Origin of the sequence: Sphingobium sp. IP1 (genome assembly GCF_002708645.1) — a bacterium.
In the GTDB taxonomy this organism is placed as follows: Bacteria; Pseudomonadota; Alphaproteobacteria; order Sphingomonadales; family Sphingomonadaceae; genus Sphingobium; species Sphingobium yanoikuyae.
The window spans coordinates 1-25,677 of sequence record NZ_NOIW01000018.1 but is presented as its reverse complement, the minus strand read 5'-3'; the positions used below and the strand labels follow the sequence as shown (position 1 = coordinate 25,677).

22 protein-coding genes, 1 tRNA gene and 1 pseudogene are annotated in these 25,677 nt (G+C 64.4%); 14 read left to right on the top strand and 10 right to left on the bottom strand.

The window, feature by feature from the left end:
* The 9 genes from CG471_RS08550 to CG471_RS08510 all read left to right on the top strand — a co-directional run bounded on the left by CG471_RS08550 (position 1) and on the right by CG471_RS08510 (position 8,779).
* Positions 1–282: a hypothetical protein gene (locus tag CG471_RS08550; RefSeq protein ID WP_083575535.1), complete on the top strand. Its 282-nt coding sequence runs from the start codon at positions 1–3 to the stop codon at positions 280–282.
* Positions 279–1,796, top strand: a complete 1,518-nt coding sequence (locus CG471_RS08545) for a PepSY domain-containing protein (RefSeq protein ID WP_099231570.1) — start codon at positions 279–281, stop codon at positions 1,794–1,796. The genes CG471_RS08550 and CG471_RS08545 overlap by 4 nt, the downstream gene beginning before the upstream one ends.
* Complete coding sequence (locus CG471_RS08540) at positions 1,793–2,044, top strand: hypothetical protein (RefSeq protein WP_099231569.1); 252 nt, start codon at positions 1,793–1,795, stop codon at positions 2,042–2,044. The genes CG471_RS08545 and CG471_RS08540 overlap by 4 nt, the downstream gene beginning before the upstream one ends.
* Positions 2,045–2,423: 379 nt before the next feature.
* Positions 2,424–2,918 (top strand): RNA polymerase sigma factor, encoded by a 495-nt coding sequence (locus CG471_RS08535; protein ID WP_257211474.1) that lies wholly within the window; start codon positions 2,424–2,426, stop codon positions 2,916–2,918.
* Between the two features lie 94 nt (positions 2,919–3,012).
* Positions 3,013–3,984, top strand: a complete 972-nt coding sequence (locus CG471_RS08530) for a FecR family protein (RefSeq protein ID WP_099231568.1) — start codon at positions 3,013–3,015, stop codon at positions 3,982–3,984.
* Between the two features lie 141 nt (positions 3,985–4,125).
* Entirely contained in the window at positions 4,126–6,897 is a 2,772-nt protein-coding gene (locus CG471_RS08525) for a TonB-dependent receptor (RefSeq protein ID WP_099231567.1), read from the top strand.
* A 19-nt stretch (positions 6,898–6,916) separates the two neighbouring features.
* The gene (locus CG471_RS08520) at positions 6,917–7,507 is read left to right on the top strand and encodes a biliverdin-producing heme oxygenase (RefSeq protein ID WP_099231566.1); all 591 of its coding nucleotides are present in this window, start codon (positions 6,917–6,919) and stop codon (positions 7,505–7,507) included.
* Positions 7,491–7,940 (top strand): YbaN family protein, encoded by a 450-nt coding sequence (locus tag CG471_RS08515; protein WP_099231565.1) that lies wholly within the window; start codon positions 7,491–7,493, stop codon positions 7,938–7,940. Before CG471_RS08520 ends, CG471_RS08515 begins: the two co-directional genes overlap by 17 nt.
* Positions 7,937–8,779 (top strand): energy transducer TonB, encoded by an 843-nt coding sequence (locus CG471_RS08510; RefSeq protein ID WP_257211473.1) that lies wholly within the window; start codon positions 7,937–7,939, stop codon positions 8,777–8,779. Before CG471_RS08515 ends, CG471_RS08510 begins: the two co-directional genes overlap by 4 nt.
* 219 nt (positions 8,780–8,998) lie before the next feature.
* On the opposite strand, the gene CG471_RS08505 is transcribed toward CG471_RS08510, so the two are convergent.
* From CG471_RS08505 to CG471_RS08495, 3 genes are read right to left on the bottom strand one after another with little or no spacing between them, the layout of a single operon-like run.
* Positions 8,999–9,712, bottom strand: a complete 714-nt coding sequence (locus tag CG471_RS08505; protein ID WP_257211472.1) for a tetratricopeptide repeat protein — start codon at positions 9,710–9,712, stop codon at positions 8,999–9,001.
* A 58-nt stretch (positions 9,713–9,770) separates the two neighbouring features.
* Positions 9,771–12,233 carry a TonB-dependent siderophore receptor gene (locus CG471_RS08500; protein WP_099231564.1) on the bottom strand — a complete coding sequence of 821 codons (2,463 nt, stop codon included), beginning with the start codon at positions 12,231–12,233 and terminating at the stop codon, positions 9,771–9,773.
* Positions 12,234–12,289: 56 nt separating this feature from the next.
* On the bottom strand, positions 12,290–12,874 hold the full coding sequence (locus CG471_RS08495) for a type IV toxin-antitoxin system AbiEi family antitoxin domain-containing protein (RefSeq protein WP_099231563.1): 585 nt from the start codon (positions 12,872–12,874) through the stop codon (positions 12,290–12,292).
* A 209-nt stretch (positions 12,875–13,083) separates the two neighbouring features.
* On the opposite strand from CG471_RS08495, the gene CG471_RS08490 reads away from it, so the two are divergent.
* Together CG471_RS08490 and CG471_RS08485 are read left to right on the top strand one after the other, a co-directional pair.
* A complete protein-coding gene (locus tag CG471_RS08490; protein WP_072895779.1) occupies positions 13,084–13,773 on the top strand; it encodes a response regulator transcription factor in 690 nt (229 codons plus the stop codon).
* Positions 13,770–15,185, top strand: coding sequence for a HAMP domain-containing sensor histidine kinase (locus tag CG471_RS08485; protein WP_099231562.1), 1,416 nt, complete (start codon positions 13,770–13,772; stop codon positions 15,183–15,185). The genes CG471_RS08490 and CG471_RS08485 overlap by 4 nt, the downstream gene beginning before the upstream one ends.
* On the opposite strand, the gene CG471_RS31755 is transcribed toward CG471_RS08485, so the two are convergent.
* The 4 genes from CG471_RS31755 to CG471_RS08470 form a co-directional block, all read right to left on the bottom strand.
* Positions 15,077–15,442: an Arm DNA-binding domain-containing protein gene (locus tag CG471_RS31755; protein WP_157225179.1), complete on the bottom strand. Its 366-nt coding sequence runs from the start codon at positions 15,440–15,442 to the stop codon at positions 15,077–15,079. The genes CG471_RS08485 and CG471_RS31755 overlap by 109 nt on opposite strands.
* 278 nt (positions 15,443–15,720) lie before the next feature.
* Positions 15,721–15,796: transfer RNA gene (locus CG471_RS08480), tRNA-Ile, on the bottom strand.
* A gap of 26 nt (positions 15,797–15,822) precedes the next feature.
* Positions 15,823–16,806: a polysaccharide deacetylase family protein gene (locus CG471_RS08475; protein WP_099231561.1), complete on the bottom strand. Its 984-nt coding sequence runs from the start codon at positions 16,804–16,806 to the stop codon at positions 15,823–15,825.
* 73 nt (positions 16,807–16,879) lie between these two features.
* Positions 16,880–18,613 (bottom strand): HAMP domain-containing sensor histidine kinase, encoded by a 1,734-nt coding sequence (locus CG471_RS08470; RefSeq protein WP_099231560.1) that lies wholly within the window; start codon positions 18,611–18,613, stop codon positions 16,880–16,882.
* A gap of 200 nt (positions 18,614–18,813) precedes the next feature.
* On the opposite strand from CG471_RS08470, the gene CG471_RS08465 reads away from it, so the two are divergent.
* On the top strand, positions 18,814–19,287 hold the full coding sequence (locus tag CG471_RS08465; protein WP_004207648.1) for an Lrp/AsnC family transcriptional regulator: 474 nt from the start codon (positions 18,814–18,816) through the stop codon (positions 19,285–19,287).
* A gap of 95 nt (positions 19,288–19,382) precedes the next feature.
* Here CG471_RS08465 and CG471_RS08460 read toward each other — a convergent pair whose 3' ends face one another.
* Both CG471_RS08460 and CG471_RS08455 read right to left on the bottom strand, forming a co-directional pair.
* A complete protein-coding gene (locus CG471_RS08460) occupies positions 19,383–20,660 on the bottom strand; it encodes a lipopolysaccharide assembly protein LapB (protein ID WP_099231559.1) in 1,278 nt (425 codons plus the stop codon).
* Between the two features lie 106 nt (positions 20,661–20,766).
* Positions 20,767–22,038 (bottom strand): hypothetical protein, encoded by a 1,272-nt coding sequence (locus tag CG471_RS08455; RefSeq protein WP_004207650.1) that lies wholly within the window; start codon positions 22,036–22,038, stop codon positions 20,767–20,769.
* A 276-nt stretch (positions 22,039–22,314) separates the two neighbouring features.
* On the opposite strand from CG471_RS08455, the gene gyrA reads away from it, so the two are divergent.
* Both gyrA and CG471_RS08445 read left to right on the top strand, forming a co-directional pair.
* Entirely contained in the window at positions 22,315–25,050 is a 2,736-nt protein-coding gene (gyrA, locus tag CG471_RS08450; protein ID WP_099231558.1) for a DNA gyrase subunit A, read from the top strand.
* On the top strand, positions 25,047–25,394 hold the full coding sequence (locus CG471_RS08445; protein ID WP_010336100.1) for a DUF952 domain-containing protein: 348 nt from the start codon (positions 25,047–25,049) through the stop codon (positions 25,392–25,394). Before gyrA ends, CG471_RS08445 begins: the two co-directional genes overlap by 4 nt.
* 44 nt (positions 25,395–25,438) lie before the next feature.
* Here CG471_RS08445 and CG471_RS08440 read toward each other — a convergent pair.
* Positions 25,439–25,677: pseudogene (locus tag CG471_RS08440) on the bottom strand (ceramide glucosyltransferase); the annotation flags it as partial.

Below are 25,677 nucleotides of genomic sequence, written 5' to 3'. Positions count from 1 at the left end.
GTGCCGGCGAGGCAGGAGCCGGGCTGGCGCACCATCGCGCCGCGCATGCTGGCATCGACGGTCGGCGCCTATGGTCTGTGCTATGCGTGGATTTGCGCGGCGGTACGCCTGCTGCCGATGGATGCGGTTGACGCCAACATCCTTGCGACCTGCCTCGCCTTCATATTGTTCGTTGCGGTGATCCTTCGCGCCTTCGCAGTGCGCAGCGTCACGCGGATCTGGGGCGAACTGCTGGTGGGCACGGCCCTCCCCTTCGCCCTGATGCTGGCGGTCGCCAGATGAAGGATAGCCTGCGCCAATCCATGGGCTGGTTCCATACATGGTGTGGGCTGCTGTTCGGCTGGGTTCTGTTCGGCATCCTGCTGACCGGATCGCTGGCGGTGTTCTATACCGAGATCAACCTCTGGACCACGCCCGAACTGCGCTCTCCGGTGGCCATCGACCGGGGACGAGCCGTAGCGATGGGACGGGATTATCTCACCCGCATCGCTCCGGATGCCAGGCAATGGCGTATCGTCATCCCCACTTCGCGCGAACCTGTGCTGCGGCTGGTGTGGACCGACGAAGCGGGCAAGGCCACCACCCACCGCCTCGATCCGCAGACCGGCGTCCGCATCCCGCGCGATATGGACGCTGGGTTCTTCTTCATGCGCTATCATTACACGCTGGGGATCGATCGCAAGTCCAGCCCCATCGGCTTCCTGATCGTGGGCGCGGCAGGCCTTGCCATGCTGGCCGCATCGATCAGCGGTGTCATCATTCACAAGCGCATATTCCGCGATTTCTTCATCTTCCGCCCCTGGGCCTCGCGCCAGCGGGCGTGGATGGATGCGCACAACCTTCTCTCGGTGCTGCCGCTGCCGTTCCACATGATGATGGCCTATACCGGCCTCGTCCTGATCTATTACGCCTATATCCCCGCCGGCGTCGCAACGCTGAACGGCGGCGACGTCAAAGCCTATCAGACTGCGGCTGCGCAATCGCGCTACATCGATGTGGAGACACCCGCCGGATCGCCACAGGCCACGGTTGCGCTGATGCCGCTGGTGGCGCGCGCCGAGCGCGCATGGGGTGGCGGAGCGGCCGTCAACATCTATGTGAGCCATCCCGATCGTGCCAATGCCGCAGTCGAGATCTGGCGACAGCGCGACGATCGCATCGCCAACTTCCCCGATCGCGTGGACTTCGCAGGCGCCGACGGCCGGTTGCTGCGCGTTCTGGTGAAGCGCTCCCCGGCCCGCGAGACCCAGGCCTTCCTTGCCGGACTGCACTTCATCGAATGGGGTGGAATCGCTGCCCGCTGGCTCTATTTCCTGACCGGGCTCGCCAGCACCGCGATGGTCGGGGCTGGCCTTGTCCTCTTTACCGAAAAGCGGGCGCGCCGAGGCGGATCGGCATTTCACGCCATGGCAGGCCGGATCACCATCGCCGCTGTGGCTGGAAACATCATCGCCTGTGCGGCGTACCTGCACGGTGAGCAGTTGCTGCCTTCCGGCATCGAAGACCGGCGCAGTATGGCCGCATCTATCTACTTCCTGGCCTGGCTGCTGAGCCTCATCCATGCCGGTGCGCGGCCTTGGTCCAGCGCGTGGCCAGAGCAGTTGCGTGCGGCGGCGTTGCTCTGCCTGACTATTCCCTTAAGCACGGCTCTGGCGGGAACGCCGCTGACGTCAACGCTGGCTCATGGCGATGGTATCCGCTCAGGCGCAGACCTGACGGCGCTGGCGATGGGCGTCATCTTGTGGATCGCAGCAGGCAGGATCGCTCGCAGGCCGGCCGGAGGCGCTGCGCAGTGATCGTGAACCTGGCCCTATCCCTGGTCCTTGCGGTGGCCGGCTTCGATGCCATCCGGCGCGGTACATCCCGAAGGCACATCGTCTATCGAGCCGCCTGGTGTGCGAGCGGAGCCGCATTGCTGGTCCTGGCGCTCGTTCCCGTCGCGCAATTGGCCGCTACAATCGTGATCGCGGCAATGCTCTGGTTCTTCTGCATCCTTCCACTGGCCGGGCTCATTGTCGTCTTTGGAACACCCGCTCGCCGATGATCAAGGCTACGGTCCGTTGCTCTTCATAAGAGCTGATTCTGGGTGCCCTTATGGCAGGTTCCAGAATGGTGCCGAGCGACTGGGGAGACTGGAATGGCCCGCGCTTGGCAGCCGCTTCTACCGTTGCCCCATCCTTGCCATTCAGGCGCCGAATTTCCGTTCCTGGGCGCGGTCCGTCCCCTTTCCTATTCTGAATGCCCAGACTGTCGTTTCGAGACATGTGATTCAGGACGATAATCCCGCTTAACGGTCGTTGCGGGGTTAGCATGCGGAAATATGGATTTGCTCAACCCGGCAAACTCCATTTGCAGTCAACCATTATTGCGAACAGATCGCAAAAATGTCAGTAGCAGCCGCAATGCCTTCGAACGCCACCGCCTTGACGCGCTTGCTGCTTGCAGAACGCAACACGCTTCTGCGGCTGGCGCAACGTATCGTCGGCACCACCCCGGCCGCAGAGGATGTGACGCAAAGCCTGTGGTTTCGGGTCCAGAGGATCGACGATGAGCCGCCGATCATCAACAAGCGGGCGTTTCTCTATCGGCTGGCCACCAATCTGGCGACCGATCACTTGCGTGCCGCCAGACGGCAGAGAAAGGTTTTTGATTCCGGGGAACTACCGATCGAAATCGCCGCCGATATACCATCGGCCGAAACGCGGTTGGTCGATAGGGAAAGACTGCGCCGCCTCGAAGCGGCGCTGGAGGAACTGCCGTTGCGATGCCGGCAGGTCTTCACGCTCCGACGCATCGACGGCCTTCCTGCCGACGAGGTGGCCGAGAAGCTGGGTATCACGCTGAACGCCGTCGCCAAGCATGTCCGCATCGCTGTGAGGCATTGCCATGCGCGACTTCAGGACGATGCCGACGCATGAACGACTTCTTTCCCCTGACAAGTCCCGATCCGCAGGTGCCGGACGTCTTCATTAGCATGGGCAGGGTGGACCTGCTTTCGGAGGAATAGCGCTGGTGGTGGCTGACAGTCCCATTCCCAAGGAAATTGCCGACGAGGCGGCGCGCTGGTTCGCCGATCGCGACAGCGGCCTGCTGGATGACGAAAGCCCATTGCATGCGTGGCTGGATGCCGACCCGCGGCATGCGCAGGCCTTTGCGGAAATGGAGGTCATCTGGTCAGACCTTGGCGATGTGACCCTTTCGCCTGCAATCCCCACTCCCCTCGCCACTCCTCCGATCGCGTTGCCGATGGCGCGCGGGGCGCCGCTGCGCCGCTGGGCGCCCATGGCGCTAGCCGCCAGCCTCGCCCTCGCCATCGTCGGACAGGTGAATGACTGGCCCACGCGCTGGCAAGCGGATGCGATGACGGAAACAGGAGAGCAGCGCACCATCGCCATGTCTGATGGTTCACACATATTGCTCAACACCGACAGCGCGGTAGCATTCGACTATGCGCCCGGTCACCGCACCATTCGGCTGCTCAAGGGCGAAGCCGCATTCACTGTCGCCCCCGACCGCAAGCGTCCGTTCGTCGTCGAGGCGAACGAAGGCACTACAACCGCACTGGGAACGCGTTTTCTCGTGCGCGCTATCGACGATTCAACTCGAATAAGCGTGACCGAGCATAGTGTACGCGTGGCCTTTCCAACACAGCAGAGCAGAACCGTCGATGTCGATGCAGGCCAGAGCGTGGGCTATGCCCGTGACACTGGCCTGGGCGCAGTCGAAACCGGCAAGGCCGTCGATGCAGACGCCTGGACACAAGGGTTCCTGACATTCGAGGACCGCCCCTTGTCCGAGGTCGTCGCGGAACTTGGGCGGTATCACAAAGGCTTCCTCGGCGTAATCGGCGCGAAGGCGCGTACTCGCAGGGTCAGTGGCGTATTCAACATTCATGACCCGCTTGGTGCCATCGTCAAGTTGCAGATGTCGCTGGGCCTGGAATCGACCCGGCTGACGGATCGTCTCGTCCTGATTTACGATTGAGATTCCCACCGATCGGAAATTTTCAAAAAAATCTTTATCGCCAAGTCCCGTTTCCCAAGGGACGAACGTCAGAAAATTGAAAGCGCGTCGCAATAGCGAATTGCGCTTCTGCTTGTTCATGACCTTGGGGGTATTCATTTCGTGCAATCGAACCATTTGCGCCATTCCGTCCGGTCGACCGCCCGCTGTATCGCGCTAGGCCTGCTCGCCACCACCGGCCTTTCCGTCGCGGTGCCGGGCATGGCACTGGCTCAGAGCAGCCTGGCCTATGACATTCCTGCCGGACCGCTTCCCGCGGCGCTCAACCAGCTGGCGCGGCAGGCGCGGATCGAACTCATCTATGACGCGCCGCTGACGCAAGGGGTGTCCACTTCGGGGATAAGAGGCAGTTTCTCCCCGCTCGAAGCCCTGTCCCGCCTTCTGGCGGGCACCGGCCTCACTTTTCGCAAGAGCGGCGCCAACACCTACACCTTGGAACGGGCACCGCAGGCTGCAGCTGACACGGTGCAACTGGGTGTGCTGCGCGTGGGTGCAGGCGGGGTGACCGGGCGTTCCTCCAGGGCTGGCGCCGGCAGCTTCGGCGACGGCACGGATACCGGCGACTTGGCCTACACCTCCCCACAGTCGTCCAGTTACATCGCGCGCGACGAGATCGAACGCAATCGCGGGTTTCAGCCCAGTGACATGTTTCGCGGTACGCCGGGTGTCCTGTCGGGCGACGCCCGCAACAGCGGCGCGCTCGACGTCAACATCCGCGGCATGCAGGGCATGGGCCGCGTACCTGTGGTGATAGACGGCAGTCAGCAATCGACCACCGTCTATCGCGGCTATTCGGGCGTTGCGTCGCGTTCCTATGTCGATCCCGACATGATTGGCGGCGTCGAGGTGTTGAAGGGGCCGACCTCGGGCGTGGAAGGCGTCGGCAGCGTCGGCGGCGTGGTATCGATGCGCACGATCGGCGTGCAGGACATCCTGTTGCCCGGCAAGACTTTCGGCGTGCGCGTGCGCGGCGGCTTCAACACCAATACCCGCGGCGCGCCCGAGGCTTATACCCAGGGCGGGCTGCGGGCTTCGATGATCGGCAAGTACAAGACCGGCTGCAACTACGCGTGCGGCCCGCTGGATGTCGTGCCAGACTTCGACAACGTCAACCAGCTCGGCAATCCGCGCGGGCTGAACCGCCCGTCCTGGCTAAAGCCGACCGACGGGAACGGCAGCATCGCCGTCGCCAAGTCGTGGGACTGGATCGATCTTCTCGGTGCGGTGACCTATCGCAATACCGGCAATTACTTCGCGGGAAAGAGCGGCAATGCGCCGCACCTGACCTACACGCAATCGACTACGACGCTCCCTTTCCTGGGCTGGGAGGAATATTACACCACCGTCGGTTACGGCTCGGGCCTCAACCGCTTCCGCGCGGGCGAGGAAGTGCTGAACACCTCATCCGAGAACCTCTCGTTCCTCGCCAAGGTCACGATCCGTCCGGCGGACGGCCATGCCCTCGAACTTGCCTACATGAAGTTCCAGAGCTGGTTCGGGGAGGCCATGCCCTCGTCGATCATTCGCGGCGATGGCGCGCTCCAGGCACCGATGAGCCGGGTGGATGTGGACACCTATACCGCGCGCTACAAGTGGAAGCCGGAGAGCGATCTCATCGAACTCAAGGTCAACGCCTCGCGCACCGAACTCGATAACCGCATCCGCACCGCCTACGACTTTTCCAGCATCTCACCGGACCTCAAATATATCGACCCCTATGACGGCCGTACCCACCGCCACGGCGTGGACATCAGCAACCGCTCGCTGGTGAACGGTCCCTGGGGCGATCTGACCGTCAATCTGGGGGCATCGTTCAGCCACGATAATACCTACGCCATTCCTGGCGCCAAGCTGGAAAGCGCCGCGCGCGACGGCTGGCGGCGGGAATGGAGCGCGTTCGGCGATGTCGAATATCTGCCGGTGTCATTCCTGAAGTTCAACGGCGCGCTGCGCTACACGACCTTCAAGTCCCACGACCGCAAGCTCTCGCGCCGGTGGTATCCGTTGGAGCGCGTTTGGAGCGACTACTACCACCTGAACCAGCAGGCGGGCGGCTGGGCACCGATCGCCTCGATCACGATGATCCCGCGTAGCTGGCTCCAGGTCTATGCCCGCTACGGCGAGGCACTGCGCCTGCCCTCGCTGTTCGAGGCCGTCACCGGTTTTTCCGCCAACCCGATCGACGCGATCAAGCCCGAGCGCGCGCGGAATTGGGAATTTGGCGTGAACGTCTCGAAGGACGGACTGTTCTGGCCCGGTGACGCGGTGCGCATGAAGCTCGCCTATTTCAACAACGAGGCGAAGAACTACATCACCCGCGGCGTCGGCTCCACCTTTGCCGACCCGGACGAGGCCGTCCGCAACATCGATATGGCCCGCTTCAAAGGCTACGAGGGCACCTTCGAATACCGCGCCGGCCCGGCCCGGCTGTCGCTCTTCGCTACGCACTACACCAAGGCGGAATATTGCGACTGGGTGCGCAAGGGCACGTCCACCCGGCCCTTGCCCGCCGAATACGAATGCAATGGCGGTTTCCGGGGCAGCTACGGCCGCAACCACGTGCCGCCCGAATGGGCCGGCGGCGGTTCGGTCGAACTCGACCTGATGCAGGAGCGGCTGAACCTCTTCGCCCGCGTGACCTACACCGGCCGCCGTCCGTCGGAATCCATAGCGGTTCCCGGCGCCATCGAAGTCATCGAATGGAACCCTTACACGCTGGTCGATGCGTCAGCGCGGTTCAAGCTGAACGAACATGTCCGTTTCGAACTGACGGCCGATAACCTGCTCGACAAATATTATATGGATGCGCTGACCTTGGGCCTGATGGCTTCACCCGGTCGCACCATCCGTGGCGGCGTGACATTCAACTTCTGACCGACCGACAGGATTGACCATGACCCTAACTATTCTCGATCCCTCACGCGCCCGGCGCCTAAAGGCGATGACGCATCATAGCCATGACGGCGTCGACCGTTCGATCATGGAGGCTGCGTCCTTCGACGACGTGGCGGGCTATGCCCGTTTCCTGGCCGTACAATATCTGTTTCACCGCGATATCGCGGCGCTCTACGATGCGCCCGTACTGCAGGCTCTGCTGCCAGGCCTGGCGCAAAGGAAAAGGCTGGCACTGGTCGAGGCTGACCTGGCCGATCTCGATCTCCACCAGCCTGAAACTGTACAGGCGCCGCTGTTTGCCGGGGCTGCGCTGGACGTGCCCACAGCGCTGGGTTGGCTCTATGTCGCCGAAGGCTCCAACATGGGCGCTGCGCTTCTGCGCAAGGAGGTGGCAAAGATCGGCTTATCCGATAGCTTTGGCGCCCGCCACCTTGCCCCCGCACCCGAAGGTCCGGCCGCGCACTGGCGCGCCTTCACTGCCGCACTTGACGCGGTTGAGATTACCGAAGCAGACGAGCCACGCACGGGTCAGGGAGCTAATGCGGCCTTTCTCCGGGTGCAGACGTTGATCGATGGCCATATCGACTGAAGCACAGGCCCGGCACCGCGCCGAGGTGTCGCGCCGCAGTCGCGCCATCCGTGCCGGCTGGCTGGTGGCCAGGCTGCTGCTGATCGCGGTAGGCTTCGTCGGCATCTTCGTGCCGCTGCTGCCGACCACCGATTTCCTGCTGCTGGCCCTGCCGTGCTTCGCACGGTCCTCGCCCAGACTGGAGGCCTGGCTGCTCGATCACCCGCGTTTCGGGGCGAGCATCAGGGCATGGCGGGAAAAGCGGGCCATATCGCGTCGGGCCAAGGTCATGGCCTGTCTTGGCATGACGGCGGGCTATGTCCTGTTCATCCTCCATGTCAGGCCATCGCTGGCCTGGGCCATCGGGCTCGGTCTTGTCATGCTGTTCTGGGCGATATGGATCACGCGCCGCCCCGAGCCTGCATCCCTGTCCGGCAAGAGCAGAGGGACATGAGAAGCAAGATACTGGACATGCAGGATGGCCCGGTCTCCAAATACCTGGCCCGCCCGTCCGGCGAGGGAAGGCCAGCTGCTCGTTGCCGTGCGGATGCTTCGCCTCTGCGCGCTGACGCAGCCCCCTTCCCGGTTTTCGCGAGCAATGGCCGGTACAGCGATCAACCGCTGGACTGGCGCTCCCGACTGTTCGGGATTGGAGCCACGGCGGCGGCCTTCCTGCTGCCCGTAGCCGGCCTGTTCCTGAGTTGGCAGGCCGTACGACCGCTGGCTGCGCCTGCCGAGCCGCTGGTCGTGACCTTGCAACCGCTGGCAGCGCCTCCCGATCCCGTCGAAGAAGTTCCCGAAGGGCCGCGTCAGGTCGAACAGAAGGAACAGAAGGTCGAGCGGGAAGACCTGTCCGAACCACCGAAAGTCCTGACCCCGCTATTGTCGCCAACGCTTATGAAGCTGGAAACGCCCGCTCCGGCCACGAGAGTGGCCGACCCGATCCCGGAGACCACTGCTCCAAAGTCCATGCCCGCTCCCCCAGCCCCCCGCGCATCGAGCGATGCCGAGGCATCATGGGAGGCGCTGCTGCTGGCGCATCTCGAAAAATACCGCCGCTTTCCGGCCGCTGCGCGGGCCCGGCGTGAAGAAGGCATCGCGTTTGTCACCTTCCGCATGAACCGCGCCGGCCAGGTCCTCTCGGCGATCATTGCCCGCTCGTCAGGCTCAGTTTTTCTCGATCGCGCCGCGCTGGAAACCATACGCCGCGCACAACCACTCCCTGCGATACCGAAAGAAAAGGCAGACGAGTTCGAATTGTCGGTCCCGGTGGAGTTCTTCATGCAGCAGTGACGCCTGTTCGGAGAACCGGGCCGCCCGCGCCGCTCAGAATCGTGGCTCTGCAGTCGAAAATATCTCTCATATCTTCTGCATGGGCCACGAAAGAAGGCGCCATCAACCAAGGGGCTGGTTGATGGCGCTCCACCGGGCGCCCCGAAGACTGCCCCCTACCCGCTGCGCATGGAAGGCCGTCTCTGCGGTTATACGGCCCCGTTTATGCATGGTGGCGGTTCAGCTTCCGCTTTTGAAATTCTCACGGATCCACCTTTGCGCCTTGGCCAGGAAAGCGGGCGTCGCCGTGTCCTGCATGCGGGTCAGCCAGAGATGAGCGCCGTCCATGTCGCCTTTTTCTGCCAGCATCCGCGCATGGTTGAACTGGCCGCGAAAATCGCCGCCTTCGGCCGCGCGGCGATAATGATCGGCGGCCTGTTCCATGTCGCGATCGACGACCCAGCCATCCTCGTAGAAGCTGCCGATCATGTTGATCGACTTGGCGTGGCCCATGGCAGCAGCCTGACGGAACAGGGCGAGCGCCCGCGTCCGATCCTGCGGCACGCCTTCGCCCAGAGCATGGAGCGTCGCGAGATTGTAGAGTCCCCAGTCGAGGCCCTGATCGGCGGCCGCGCCATACCATCGGGCGGCGAGGATCTTATCCACGCCAGTGCCCCAGCCATGTTCGCAGCAGCGGCCGACCATGTTCATCGCCATGGCATTGCCGCCTTGCGCCGCCAGCCCGAACCAGCGCAACGCCGCGACCTGATCACGTTCCAGCCCCTTGCCGTCCAGGCATAATTGCCCAGCCAGCAACTGCGCCTCGCCATGGCCAGCCTCCGCCGCTTCCAGCAGCAGGGGGGCGACACTCTCGGGTGGGCCGGCAAGCGCGGCGACGCGCTCGTCGTCGGTCATGGTCATCAGTCTGGGCTGGGTCTGCATCATCTGTTCCATGCAATGGCCCGCCCCTTGCGAGGCGGGCCATCATCAATCAGCCGGGTGGGCCAGCGGATCAATATTTGACGTTAAGCGTCGCGATCGCCGTGCGGCCGGCGGCCTGATTGGCATAATGGGCGGCATAGGCCTTGTCATAATAACGCTTGTTGAAGACGTTGTTGACGTTGACCTGCAGGCTCACCGCATCGCTGAACGCATAGGAAGCATTGCCGTCGAAGCGCCAGTAGCTGGGCACCATACGGGCCAGTTCCTTGGTGATGACGACCGCACCGTTGCTGATCGTACGGGTGTCGGAATAACCGCCATAGACCTTCGCCATGTAGATCGCGCCGCCGCCGATGGTGAAGGCCGGGGTGATCTTGTAATTGGTGAAGGCGGTCAGGCTGTGCTTGGGCGTGTTGGGGAATTGCTTGCCCGTGTTCACGCTCGGCGCGGCGATCGACACGCCGTTGACGGTCGTGACCGTCGAACCGCCATCGACGATCTCCGAGTCCATATAGGTATAGCCGCCGAACACGTTCCATTCCGGCGTGATATTGCCGTTGAAGCCGAGTTCGATGCCTTCGATCTTGCGCTCGCCGATATAGGCAACCGTGCCGGCATCGTTGGTGGCGCGAGCATTCTTGGTCTCGGTGCGGAAGGCGGCGAGCGTCAGCGACAGGGCGTCGCCGAACAGGTTGGCCTTGGCGCCGATCTCGTAGGACTTGGTCTTTTCGACCTTCAGCGCGTCGGTCAGCGCCTGCGAGGTGGTGTTGAGCGCATTGCCCTCGCTGCCATTGGCGAGGAAGGCGCCGGGCGGCGTCGCGGAACTGGAGGCCGAGGCATAGAGGCTGCTATTCTCGGTCGGCTTGAAGATGATGCCGGCCTGATAGTTCCACAGATCATCCTCGCGCTCATAATAGGCGCGGTTGGCGGTCGAGGTCGCGGCCAGACCCGGACTGACGCTGGTCTTGTAGCGGTCGAAACGGCCGCCCAGGTTGATCAGCAGCTGATCGGTGATGGTGATCGTGTCGAAGAAGGACGCGGCCTGCGTCGTGGTCTTCGACAGGGTCCAGGTCTTGGGTGCGCTGCGCACGATATCGGCCGTTACGGTCGAGCTGTCGCTGGCATAGCTGATCCAGGGATCGCTGGGATTGGGATTGTCGACGGTCGTGCAATTATAGCGGGCCAGCATCGCGGTCGAGCAGCGCGGGCTGACGCTCGAACCGCTGGCGATCGCGGCGCCGGTCGCGGCGTTGGACACATAGGTGCCGTTAGCCGCCTTTTCCTGACTGAACTCCACCGATGCAGAGAAGCTGTTCTTGATCCCGCCGATGCTGAACTCACCGGACAGGTCGGTCTGGTTCAGCAGGCCGTCGGTCTTGGAATAGCGGGTGTTGGTGCGACGCCAGACCAGACCGCCCGCAGTCGCCGCATTGGCGGCGTTTGTGCCATAGACATTGCCCTGCTGGTCGTCGGGCTGGGTCCAGACATAACCCTGGGTGCTGCGGCCGTAGCGGGTGGTGTTGCGCAACGTCACGCCGCCGAAATCATGTTCGGCGCGGATGGTGAAATTGTCGACATTGGTGTCGCGGAAGTCGCGATCCTTGAGGCCATAATAAGCGCCGCGCGGGACGCTGATTTCCTTGCCGCCAATCGTGGTGAAATTCTGCGCCGGGCCGGTTTCGGTCACGCCGGCCGGGGCATTGCCGATGGTGTAGAGATAGGGAATGCCCGAATCCGGCAGCTCTTCGGTGTGAAGATGATAATAGCCGATGGTCAGGCTGGTCGGGCCGTCGAGGCCCAGCTTGAGCGAGGGCGCAACGCCCCAGCGCTTCGACCAGATCGCGTCGCGACCGGCGACGTCCTGATCATGCCACATGGCATTCAGGCGCACGCCGACAAATTCGTTGATCGGCTGGTTGATGTCGATCGTCGCGCGCTTATAGTCGGCATTGCCGAGGCTGCCGCTGGCGGCGATGAAACGGTCGGCCTTGGGTGCCTTCGACACCAAGTTGATCGAGCCGCCGGCGCTGCCGCGACCGCCCATCGAGCTGTCGGAGCCCTTGACCACCTCGATCTGTTCGACCGCGAACACTTCGCGGCTTTGCGCGCCGATATCGCGCACGCCGTCCAGATAGGTGCTGGCCTGGCTGTCGAAGCCACGGATGAAGGGGCGGTCGCCCAGCGGATTGCCGCCTTCGCCTGCGCCCAGAGTAATGCCCGGAACCGTCCGCAGCGCTTCGGTCAGGGAGGCCGATGCGGTGTCATGAATGAGCTGCGACGGGATGACCGTCACAGACCTTGGGGTGTTGACCAGCGGTGCCGTGAATTTCGGCGAGTCCGCCTTGTCGACCTTGTAGCCTTCCTCGTCGATCGCCGTGTCGGTAACGACGACCCCGCCCAGCTTCTGGCCCTCGGCGCCATTTTGCTGGTCGCTTGACTGGGCGATGGCCGGCGCGGCCGTGGCAAACAGGCCGACGCAGCTCAGCGCCAGAAAACTGGTGGACGCGCGATCGCGCGTGTCATTCAGGTTCACGGATAATCCCCTTTTTCTGCTGTTGTGAATGGGCCGGCTGGTGCCGGTCCCATGGGTCAGGAATGGTGATGGAGGCGCATTTCGGCGGCGATGGGCGCCGCGCGATACCAGCCATGGCGGACGCGCTGGAGATGCCCCTCCTTGCAGAGGCGGCTGACATATTGGAGCGAGATGCCGATGCCGATGAAGTCGCCGGTGCTGGCCACCTGCCGCGAGCGGGCAAGGGACAGTGCTCGGGCGCGCGCCAGCCCGGCCTGTTCCGGGCGCGGCATGGAGAGAGCGGACGATGCCTTGTCGGTGCCGGCCTGCGCCACGGGCAACCATATCCCGGCATCGCGCAGCAGCAGGCCGCAGCGGAGCAGCCGTTCCGGCGCGTCCTTTCTGTCATCCCTTATGTCGACAAGGGCACGGCGTTGCGCACTGCCCAACAAAGCGAGCAACTCGACCTCGCCATCGCTGACGAATGGCGATTGCAGGGCGAAGCAGTGTACGCCCTGCTGGGCGGCAAGATCGACCAGCGCGACGAAGTCCGATCCTGCGTCGGGCAAGGCTGCGAGCCGGGTCGGCAGTCGGCCACGCAGCGCCGCGATGACCTGCCGTTCCGGCGCCGTGCGACGGGCCAGCAAGCGCGTGAAATTCATGACCCTTGCCTCCTGCGCTTCATGGCGTCCCGTCCTTCATGATCGGCTGATGCGAGCGCTAATAATAATGACTCGCAGACGGCGCCTGTTTACTGATAGGCGTTCGCAGGTCCATCAAATCGGGCAACATTGGGAAATGGTATAGAAACCCCAATGATCATCCGGGCGAGCGGTGCGCCATGGAGGGAGGGCAAGACTAGTTGGACGCGATGCGAATATTGCTGCTGGAAGATGATCGGGACACGCGGGACTATCTGGGCCGCGGGCTGAAGGAACTGGGGCATTGCGTCGTCGCGGAGAGCGACGGCAAGGCTGCCCTGGCGCGGACCCTGAGCGAGGCCTTTGACATCCTGATCCTCGATCGGATGGTGCCGGGGCTCGATGGCCTCACCATGTTGCGGCTGGCGCGCGAAGCCGGGTGCCAGGCACCGGCGATCATCCTGTCGGCCATGGCCGGGATCGAGGACCGGGTCGCGGGGCTGGAAGGCGGCGCCGACGATTATCTGATCAAGCCCTTTGCCTTTGCCGAACTGACCGCTCGGCTGGGCGCGCTGGCGCGCCGTCCACCGCCGGGTGATCGCGGCGATTTTCAGGCGCTGCTGCGCGTCGCCGACATCGAAATGGACCTGCTCAGGCGCACGGTGCGGCGCGGCGACCGCCCGGTCGAACTGCAGCCGCGTGAGTTCAGTCTGCTCGAATTCCTGCTGCGCAATCCGGACCGGCCGGTGACGCGGACCATGTTGCTCGACCGGGTGTGGAATTTCGGCTTCGATCCCAAGACCAATATCGTCGAAACCCATATGAGCCGGCTGCGCACCAAGCTGAACGAGGGCGGGCGCGAGGATGCGATCCGCACGGTCCGGGGATCGGGCTATATGGTGCTGAGCAGCGCGCAATGACCATCCTTCCGCGCACCATAAGGGGGCTGTCGATCCTGTCGGCGGCGGTATCGGGCCTGGTCATCCTGATCCTGGGCGCAGCCGCGATCCTGATCTCGCATCATGAGATCGAGGCGCAGATGGACCATCGCATCGAGCGCGAAATGGATGCCCTGCTGGATTTCCACGCGTCGAACGGTGCCGCCCAGCTCGCGCAGGTGGTGCGTGCCCGTGATGGCGCCACCACCGGCGGCACCGGCTATCTTGCCGATACCGGCGGTGACGGGCGGATGATGCTCTATGCGCTGGCCGATGCCGAAGGACGCCGGATCGCCGGGCATCTCATCCCCAAGATGCCGGCTGACGGCTGGAGCGAGTTTCTGCCCATCCGCCATCCCGATGGCTCGAAAGGAGAAGCGCAGGCGCTCAGCCGGCGCTTGCCCGATGGCGGCCAGCTCGTCATTGCGGCCGATCGCTCGGCGCTGCACCGGTCCGATGATCGCATCCTGTTCGTGGTGATGATCGGCCTGGGCGTGATCCTGCTGACCGGGACGATCAGCACCATCGCCTTTGGCCGGCTGGTCCGCCGCCGGCTGGTGCTGATCAGCGGCACCGCGCAGGGTATCATCGAAGGCGACTATGCCCGCCGGGTGCCGGTCGATGGATCAGGCAGCGAGTTCGACCGGATATCGACCATCCTCAACCAGATGCTCGGCCGGATCGAGGAGCTGATGGGCTCGCTGCGGCAGGTATCAAGCGATCTGGCGCATGACATGCGCACCCCGCTCGGCCGCATCCGCCAGGATATGGAGCGGCTCGCTACCGCGACGAACGAGCCGGGCACCAGCCGATCGGCGGAACGCGCCATGGTCGACATCGACGCGCTGCTCGATCTGTTCGCTGGCCTGTTGGGGGTTTCCGAAGTGCGCGGCTTTGCAGCCCGGAAACGCTTTGTCGGATTGCGATTGGACGAGGTGGTGACCGATGTCGTCGATGCCTATCGGCCGGCCTTCGACGATGATGGTCGCGGTCTGACGGTGGACCTGCAGGCGGTGGAGGTGCAGGGCGATGCGCAACTGCTCAAGCGCGCAGTCGCCAATCTGCTGGAAAATATCCTGGCCCATGCTGGCGAAGGTGCGAGCGCGACACTTTCGCTCCAGCAAGATGAAGGACGGGCGATCCTCTGCGTGGCTGACAATGGACCGGGCGTGCCGGAAAAGGATCAGGAGAAGATATTCGAACGGCTGGTCCGGCTGGACCCCAGTCGTTCAAAGGGCGGCCACGGCCTTGGCCTCAGCATGGTGCGAGCGATTGTGCATGCGCATCATGGGAGGGTCAGCGCAAAGTCGCCCACGCGCGGCCTCACGATCATGCTCCAATTCCCGATCGCGAACATCGGGCGCATTGCCAGTGGTGGCAGCGAGCGAGGATAGGCGATCTTCGACAAGGCGGACAGTTTCGACGCGATCATCCGGGTCTTGCCCGGGCGCACGATGGCCCGGGCCGCGTCACGCTGGTCACGCGCGTCTGCTAGCGTGACATCGGGGAACAGCCCGAAGGTCAGCCGCTTCTGTTTGCCGGCAAATCGATTTGAAACGCCAGGACTTCGCCCCTTTCGTGGAGACGAACAGGTGCAGGCCGGCGGAATCAGCGAGCTATAGTCCCGCTCCCCCGGTCTGGCGTTCTTCACTTCGGCGACGGTCAGAGCAACGATGCCCCCACTTTGAAATCCGATGCCCCCACCAATGTCCCCGCATGGGGTGCGCTAGAGCGTTTTCTAATCAGGTGGAACACCTGATGACTCGGAAAACGCGTTAAACCAAAAACTTAGAGCAACCGATCTGACGCAGTCGGATCGGAATTTGCTCTAGAGCGAGATAGAGTGAGACAAAGTGTAATTCGAGTGCGCCGGAATAGACGGGGCGCGGAGTCTCAATGAGAACAAATGGCTAACATGATCGGAAAATCTGGTGGGCCCGGCAGGACTCGAACCCGCAACCTAGCCGTTATGAGCGGCCAGCTCTAACCATTGAGCTACAGGCCCCACCTTGAACGCGGCGATAAGGAGCATCACGCGGCTTGGCAAGCCTTCGCGCGCGCCGGAATAGCGTCCAGCAACTGATCCAGGCTGACCGCCGTCACGCCGCGCCGCGCCAGATGGCTCAGCACCCTATCCCACCAGCCGTAAAAGGCGGTGCGATCGGCCTCGTCACGGACATAGGGCGTGTGCCCCGGCTCCAGCGTGGGCGAATGGAAACTGAAATTGAGGACGCGCACGCCTTCCTCGATCAGCGCGTCGATCGCCGTCGTCGCTTCGGCTGCGGTGATGCCTTCGGGCGTCAGCGGCACGCGCGAGAGCATCCGCGCCCGCGCCAGGGCGCCGGCCAGCGGCCCCATCGCCTGGGTCGCGCGATAAAGCCCCTCGCCCCCGCCCCGCAACAGGCCGGTGATCGCCGTCGAGAGCGGAAGCTCTACGAGCGATCGGGTCGGCCCCGCCCAATAGGGATTTTGCGGCAGGCCATGGAAATCGGGGCCATGCTGATGGCTGTAATCGAACCGACTGCGCACCGAGGTATCGAGGCGAAAGCCCGCCGCCTCCAGCAGCCGCGCACTATTGGGGCCGACGCCATAGCGCCCCGCCCGATAGGCAATCGGCCGCCGACCGAAGCGATCCTCGATCCGGCGGCACAGCGCCTCCAGCTTTGCCGCTTCCACCGCCTCGGGCAGCGAACCGACGTAGGAATTGGCGGCGTTCACATCCTCGACATGGGGCGGATTGACCCAGGGGTGGAGATGCGCGCCGACATCGGCCTCGCCCGCTGCCACCCACGCCCCCATCATCCCGGCCGCCGAAAAATAGGCCTGGCCGCGCGCCATGCCGGCCAGCGCCGTCACGCCATGGCCTTCCCGGCGGAAGGGCGCATTCCAGTCGAATTCCTCCTCGGTATCGACGAACAGCATGAAGCGGGTGCCGAACGCGGCCGGAAGCGCAATCATGTCCTCGGGCAGCGGCGCCCGAAGCAGATTGCCGTCATGATGATGAGCTGATTGCATCGCCCTTCCCTATCCCGCAATGGTTGCGATAGGGTTTCGTTCCGGTCAAGCCCGCGCCCGACCAGCCCGAAAATCAGCCATTGCCAACGACATCCTCTTCCATCCCGTCGACCGGGATGCGCAGCAGGAAACGGTCCGGGCCGACATCCAGGCTACCGCCGCAACCGGCCGCCAGGCTGCGGATCAGACGCAGCGAGAAGCCCAGCCCCAGCAACGGCCCATCCGCCCAGTCGCCCTCGGGCGTATAGCCCGGATCGAGCAGATGCGCCTCGTCCATGCCGCTCAGCGTCGACGGGCGATCGATCGCCAGCACCACCTTGCCCGACGCGCCATCGGGCTGGAACCAGCAGGCGCCCGTTACCGCCTCGCCCTCGGGCGCGACCGAAATCAGCGTGCGCAGCAGATGTTGCACCATGCGCTCGCCCTGCACCGGATCGATGCTGATCTGCGGCAGATCCTGCGACACGGCGATGTCGATCGGCGTCACCGCCCGGCCATCCTGGTCGCGGAAACGAGCCGCGACCTGCATCACCAGCAACGCCGGATCGATCGTCTGCGGCGCACCGATGCCATCACCACGCGACACCTTGGCCGCCAGATCCAGATCGTCGAACGCTGCCAGCAGATGGCGCGCATCGACCGCGATATTGCCGGCCATCTCGCGATATTCGACGCCGGCCGGGCCGAACAATTCCTGTTCGATAATCTCGGCAAAGCCCAGGATCGCGTTCAGCGGCGTGCGCAGTTCATGCACCAGTTGGCGCAGCGAATCCGCCGACAGGCCGGCTATCGTCACCGGTCCCGACGGCGTCGTCGCCACTTCGTGCAGATAGGGGCGCCGTGCCTGACCGCGATAGCCCTGGAATCGACCGGACCGCGGATCGAAGAAGGGGGTTGCCGACAGGCGCCATTCGCCTGCCATCATCCCGCCGATGATGGTGAAACGGCCATTCTGGAAACCGCTGCGGCGCTGGAACGCGCCGGCGACATGGCCATCGGGACCGCTCGCCCCTTCGAGCGCGATTTCGCCGAGCGACAGGCCGACCAGCGCGGCGCGCGGCCCCTGGTCCACCCAGACCAGCACGCCGGTCGAATCCGTCTCGAACGCAAAGAAATGCGGCTGTTCGGCGCGCAGCGCGGGCTGCGTCACCGGCGCGACGATGATGTCCTGCGGCGGCGCCTCTTCGGGCGGACGCCGGGTGCTGGTGAAGCGCGCGATGCGATCGACCAGGTTGCGGATCTGGTCAGGGCCAGGTTCGGCCACCGGCTGCGGCGCCACTTCCGGCTCGACGATGGGCTCGGCCGCGAGCGCCATGTCCGCGGTCAGCAGCATGTCGGCTTCACGGACGCTCGTGCCGCTGGTCAGCACCAGGTCGGTCGGGCCGAAGGCCTCGAGCCCCTGCCGCGTTTCGGGGCCGATGTCGCGACGGCCGCGCAGCACACCGCGCGCCGTGGGGCTGAGATGCGGCAGCAGTGCGGCCCACAGCGGATCGGACAGGCGCGCGCGTGCCATAGCCGCGCCGGCGATCGCCGGACGGTCACCGGCAAAGAAGCGGATCAGGCTGGCCGAACGCAGCCGGCCGCCCAGTTCGACGACGGTCGCGATTCGCTGCATTTCAGACAGTTGCGGCCGCAACTGGGCCAATCGACCGAGCAGAGCCTCGCGATCGGGTGCGTCCATGGGGGGACGATCATAACGATCATGCTGCGCCAACAGGTCGACACATTGCCGCCACAGCGTCACCGCGCCCACGCCGCTGCGATCGTCGGCAGCCAGCACGGTTTGCATGATGTCGTTGAAGCGCAACCAAAGTCCCCATATTCAAGCGGTAACGGGCGGCATGCCCGCATCGCTGTTCGTTACATCCTAACCGATAAGCAGTCCTTACCCAAAGCGAAAGCGTGTTTTCGACGCACAATATGAGCGTCGCATAGTGGGACAATTGCATTGCGCTGAAATATTATTATGATGCGCCCGCAGTAACAGGTAAGGAAATAATCAATCTGATGGCGGGGCCCAATATCGACGACATCGACCTGCAGATCCTGGGCGAATTGCAGGACAATGGCAGGATGACCAATGTGGATCTGGCGCGGAAGGTCGGGCTGACCGCACCGCCGTGCCTGCGCCGCGTCCGCGCGCTGGAAGAAGCCGGCGCCATCACAGCCTATCACGCCGTGGTCGATCCGGCGATGCTCGGCTACACCATCACCGTGTTCGCGATGGTCAGCCTCAAGAGCCAGGCCGAGGCCGATCTCAAGGCCTTCCAGGACCATGTCGATGCCCTGCCCGAAGTGCGCGAATGCCATATGCTGAATGGCGAGATCGACTTCATCCTGAAGGTGGTCGCGCGCGACCTGCAGAGCTTCCAGCAATTCCTGACGTCGAAGCTGACGCCGGCACCCAATGTGGTGAGCGTCAAGACGTCGCTGACGATCCGCACGTCGAAGAATCTGCCCGGCGTCCCGCTGCCGGTCTGATCCGGTCAGCCCGCGACAGCCGGCACGCAGGCACAACGAAAAAGGGCCGGCCCCGCGGGGGGACCGGCCCTTTTGCATATCATGTCGCGTCGCGATCAGCTGGCGGTCTGCGCCGTGCCCTGCTGCGCCGACTTGCGATGCTGCAGATCGACCCACACCGACCAGAAGCCGGCGACATTGCTCCAGTTGCCGCTGGTCACCTGGGCCAGCGTGGTCTTGCCACCGGCCAGATCGCCCGAACGCGCCAGCGCGATGCCCAGCCGCGCATTGGCATGGCCCTGATCGACCCCGCCCTTGCTCAGCGCCAGCCGATACTGCTCCACCGCCTGCGGATATTGACCGAGCGAGAAATAGCCGTCGGCCGCATTCAGCGCCGCCTTGCCATCGCTCGCCGCCGCCGCTTTCTTCGCCAGCGCGGGCATGGCGGCGATATCCTTGGTCGCCTTGGGCGTCACCGCCTTCAGCAGCTGCGCCGTGGTCGCCTGGCTGGTCGTCAGCTTGCCGGCCGAACGGCCCGCCTCGATGATCGCCTTGGCTTCGGCAAAATTGCCGGTCTTCTCGGCCAGCTGGGCATAGGTCTGGTAATCGCGCTCGCTCGCCATCGCGCCATTGGCAGCCTGCAGGCGATAGAGGTCCAGCTGGACCTGCGGGTCGCTTTCCTGGCCGGCCAGATAGTTGGTCAGCGCCGAACGCCATTCGGGGGTCGACGGATAGACTTCCAGCCGCTCGCGATAGAGGCTGCTCACCTCATCCCAGTCATTGGCCTGATAGGCCATGGAGATGGCGCGGTCATACCAGGCGGCCGGGATCGGCTGACCCGATGCCTTCTGCTGCGCCAGCGCCTCCTGCACATAGGTGCGGGCTTCCTTGGACTTGTTCTTGCGCATCGCGATATCGGCGCGCAGCATGGTGGCGTCGATGCCCGAATAGCCCAGCGTCTTGGCATAATCGAGCTGCGCCACCGCATCGGTATAGTTCGCGACCATATAGGACAGATAGCCGGCGATGAAGCGCAGGCGCGGCGCGTCCGCCTTGGGCACCGAACTGGTCTTGAACATGTCGGTCAGCGCGATCCGCTGGGCCTGGATGTCCCGGCGCAGCACCGCCACCTCGAAACGCAGGCCGGCCGCGGCATAGGCTTCCATGTCGGTGGTCGGATTGAGCGCGGCGATGCGCAGATTGGCGGTCGACGCGTCACGCGCCTTGATCGCGGTTTCGGCGGCCTGCACGTCGGCGCGGAAGGCGTCCGACATCTCGATCGGCGGCCCTGCCACCACGATCTTCTTCTTGGCCGCTGCCGGCGTCGCCAGCATGGCGCCGGCCAGCACGACCGGCAGTCCGATAGTCAGAAAAACAGGATTCCGCTTGGCCATGACAGGCCTCCCCCACTGCAATATCCCGGCCCCCGGCCGGTCATTCAAAAAAATGAAGGCGCACAGACCGCCGAACCAGCGACGATCTGCGCGCCTTATACTAGATTCAGGCCTTGGTGCCCAGATAGGTCAGCCACAGATCGGCGATCTGCTTGCGCGCACCGCCCTGGACTGCCTCGAACGCCGACTTGGCGCCGGCATTGTCGCCACCCATGGTCTTGGCAATGCCCAGGCGGGTGTTGATCTCGTCGGCGTCGACGCCGCCCTTCTGCTTGGCCAGTTCGAACATCGCCGCCGCCTTGGCATAGTCGCCATAGCCCAGATAGGCGTCGCCGGTCGCAGCCGCGACCTTGCCGTTTGCGGCCTTGCCGGCATCCGCTTCGGCGGCACCCAGCGACGACTTGTCGCCCGGAATGCGGCCCACGGCGGCCTGATAGATGTCGCCCGCCTGGCTGGCGTTCAGCACGCCCTTGGCGCGGCCGGCGTCGATCGTCGACTTGACCTCGCCATAGATACCCGTCTTCGACGCCATTTCGGCCAGTTCGGTGAAGTCGGCAGCGACCACCAGACCCTTGGCCGCCGACATCAGGCGCAGCACGTCCAGATTTTCGCGGTTGGTGATGTTCGGGTTCGCCTGCTGGAACAGACGGATCAGCGTGCGCAGATTTTCACCGCTCGGATTGGCGGCATAGGCCCACTTGGCCCAGTCGGTGACTTCCGGCAGGCGCGCGGCAGCCGCACGGCTGACGCCGATCTGATACCATTGCGCCGGCACGGGCTGGCCCGACGCCTTGGTCGCGTCAGCCGCCGCCTTCAGCGCGGCGAGGCCCTGCTGGTTGAAGCCACGCGCCGGTTCGGCCGAGGCGTTGCCGGTGCCGGCCTTGCCGAAATAGGCCTGGGCGATGGTCGGGTTGACCTGTTCCGCCTTGTAACCGGCGGCCAGCGCCGCCTGGCCACGCGAAATCGCGACGTCGTAATTCTTCTGGGCAAGAGCCGCGTCGGCCGCCACCATGTTGAACTGGCCGGTCTGCTCGGGCGGCGTCAGGCCGCTGTCGAGCATCTGGTTGAGACCTTCCATCTTCAGCGCGTCATCCTTGCTCTGGATGCCGGTGTTCAGCTTGATCGCGCCGATCTGATACTTGTCGTCGTTCGACGCCGCCTTGCCGTCGGCCTCGGTCAGCGCCGTCTTGGCACCGGCGAAATCCTGGGCGTCGGACGCCTTCTGGGCAGCCTGCAGCGACTTGAGCACTTCGGGCGACACGTTCAGCTTGCGGCCGGCCGGCTTTTCTTCCTTCTTCGCGGCGGAGGCGGGAGCCGAAACGGCGCCGCCGGTCAGCGCCAGAGCCAGCGCGAGCGACAGCGGGGTAACAAAACGCATGATCCTCATCTCCTTTTCGCGCCTGACAGGGGGACCACAGGCGACATCCGGGTTGAACGCCGATTAGGGGTCGGCGCGTGAACGGGCTTTGAACAAGCCTATATCCGCGCATTTTGCAACTGTCATGCTGCCGCTTCGTTCCGCTTTTCTTCACGCCCGCCAATCACCGCCTTGGCTGCACATGCGGGCGCGCGGGCGCGCGCGAGGGGTGACAGATTTGTTTCGCTCGGCTAGTGCAGTGGCAACGCATCACACCCATCCAAAAAGAGAATCGCCTTGACCGACGAGACCGTCCTCGCCGACCCTTCGGACATCAGCCCCATCAGCATCGTTGATGAGATGAAGTCGAGCTATCTCGACTATGCCATGTCCGTGATCGTCTCCCGCGCCCTGCCGGACGTGCGCGACGGCCTGAAGCCGGTGCATCGCCGCATTCTCTTCTCGGCCCAGGAATCGGGCTTCGTCTACAACCGCCCCTATCGCAAGTCGGCCCGTCTGGTCGGTGAAGTCATGGGTAAATATCACCCCCATGGCGACAGCTCGATCTACGACGCATTGGCCCGCATGACCCAGGACTGGTCGATGCGCGTGCCGCTGATCGACGGTCAGGGAAACTTCGGCTCGATGGATCCCGATCCGCCAGCCGCCATGCGTTACACCGAAGCGCGCCTGGCCAAGGTCGCGACCGCGCTGCTGGACGATCTCGACAAGGACACCGTCGATTTCACGCCCAACTATGACGCGTCGGAAAGCGAGCCGCAGGTGCTGCCCGCCCGCTTCCCGAACCTGCTGGTCAACGGCGCCGGCGGCATCGCGGTTGGCATGGCGACCAACATTCCGCCGCATAATCTGGGCGAAGTGCTGCGCGCCTGCCTCGCCTATATCGAAAACCCGGCAATCTCGACCGACGAACTGATCCAGATCGTCCCCGGCCCCGATTTCCCGACCGCGCCGCTGATCCTGGGCCAGTCGGGCGCCCGCAACGCCTATCATACCGGTCGCGGCTCGATCCTGATGCGCGCCCGGCACGAGGTGGAGGAAGGCCGCGGCGACCGCCGCTCGATCGTCCTCACCTCCATCCCCTATCAGGTCGGCAAGAGCGGCCTGGTCGAAAAGATCGCCGAAGCCGCCAAGGACAAGCGGATCGAGGGCATCAGCGACATTCGTGACGAATCGAGCCGCGAAGGCGTGCGCATCGTCATGGACCTGAAGCGCGACGCCACCCCGGACGTCGTCCTCAACCAGCTGTGGCGCAACACCCCGGCCCAGTCGAGCTTCCCCGCCAACATGCTGGCGATCCGTGGCGGCCGCCCGGAACTGCTCGGCCTGCGCGAGATCATCGAAGCCTTCGTCAAGTTCCGCGAGGAGGTCATCACCCGCCGCACCAAGTTCGAGCTGAACAAGGCGCGCGACCGCGCCCATATCTTGCTCGGTCTGGTCGTCGCGGTCACCAACCTCGACGAGGTGGTGAAGATCATCCGCGGTTCGGCCAGCCCGGCTGCCGCCCGCGAATCGCTGCTGGCGCGCGAATGGCCGATCGGCGAGATCGCACCCTATCTCGCCCTGGTCGAGGCGATCGAGACCGAAGTCAGCGGTGAGAGCTACAAGCTCAGCGACGTCCAGGTCCGCGCCATCCTCGACCTGCGCCTCCACCGCCTGACCGCGCTCGGCCGTGACGAAATCGGCAAGGAACTGGCCGAACTGGCCGAAGCCATCGCCGAATATCTCGCCATCCTGGGTGACCGGGTGAAGCTCTACGCCGTGATGCGCGAAGAGTTCGAAGCGATCGAGAGCGAATTCGCCACGCCGCGCGTGTCGGTCATCGCCCCTGCCGCCGACGGCATCGATGACGAGGATCTGATCGAGCGCGAGGAGATGGTCGTCACCGTCACCGTGCAGGGCTATATCAAGCGCACCCCGCTCGAAAGCTTCCGCGCCCAGGGCCGTGGCGGCAAGGGCCGTTCGGGCATGGCGACCAAGGATGAGGATGCCGTCACCGAACTGTTCGTCACCTCGACGCACACGCCGGTGCTGTTCTTCTCGACCGCCGGCAAGGTCTATCGCCTCAAGGTCTGGCGCCTGCCCGAGGGCGGCCCCGCCACCCGTGGCCGGCCGATGATCAACCTGTTGCCGCTGGCACCGGGCGAAACCATCCAGACCGTGCTGCCGCTCCCTGAGGACGAGGAAAGCTGGAAGGAACTGCACGTCATGTTCGCCACCGCGAACGGCACCGTGCGCCGCAACAGCATGGACGCCTTCGCCAATGTGCCCAGCAACGGCAAGCTCGCGATGCGCTTCGACGAAGGCAGCGACGATCGCCTGATCGGCGTTGCGCTGCTGACCGAAGAGGATGACGTGCTGCTCGCCACCCGCCAGGGCCGCGCGATCCGCTTCGCCGCCACCGACGTGCGCGAATTCCAGAGCCGCACCTCGACCGGCGTGCGCGGCATGACGCTCAAGGATGGCGACGAAGTCATCTCGCTCTCGATCCTCAAGGGCTTCGACGCGACCACGGAGGAACGCGACGACTATCTGCGCGCCGCGCCGTGGAAGGAAAATGAAGCGACCCCGGCGATCAACAGCGCCGAACGCATGGCCGCCTTTGCGCAAGCGGAGCAGTTCATCCTGACCGTCTGCGCCAATGGCTATGGCAAGATCAGTTCGGCCTATGATTATCGCCGCACCGGTCGCGGCGGCCAGGGTATCACCAATATCGACAATATCGCCCGCAACGGCCTGGTCGTCGGCAGCTTCCCGGTCGCGCATGAGGATCATCTGATGCTCGTGACCGATCAGGCCAAGCTGATCCGCATGGGCCTGTCGTCGATGCGCGTCATCGGCCGCAATTCGGCCGGCGTGCGTCTGTTCAACGTCGCCAAGGACGAGCATGTCGTGTCCACCGCCCGGATCGAGGACGGCGAAGACGACAATGCCGAGGCAGCGGTAGAAGGCACCGTCGAGGGCGCGCCCGAAGCGGCCCCGGAAACCGGCAGCGAGGGTGGCGAAGCGTGAGCGAGCTGTTCGCCTACAAGATCCTGACCGCCGAGCAATATGACCAGTTCAAGGCCGACGGCGTGTTCAAGGGCGCGCCGATCGACCTGCAGGACGGCTATATCCACATGTCCACGCGCGATCAGGCGGCCGAAACGGCGGCCAAGCATTTCGCGGGACAGGATCGGCTGGTGATGCTGATGATCGACCTCGCCCCCTTTGGCGAGGCGATCAAATGGGAAGTGTCGCGCGGCGGCGCCCTCTTCCCCCATCTCTATGGCGACCTGCCGATCAGCGCCGTCGCCGGCAAGGTGATCCTGCGCCTCGACGACGCCGGCAATCATTTGTTCCCGGCTGGGTTCTGATCCATTCCCCTTCCTTCCCGAGCCAGCCTCGGGGAGGAAGGGAACTACCCCCGGCCCATCTCAACCACCCGGCCACGCACGACGCGATAGGTCCAGCCGCCCCAACTGATGCGATTGGATGTGGCAGCCTGTAGCTGCACCGCCAGATGCGCCCAGCAGACGGCAAAGGGCGTCACTATGTCCCACCAGAGCGATCGGCGCGCCCGCGCCGCCTGCTCTGGCTCCAGCACGGCCGCCAATATCCGCCGCCGCGCCGCCGCCCGCCCCCAGGCCGCGCCATAGC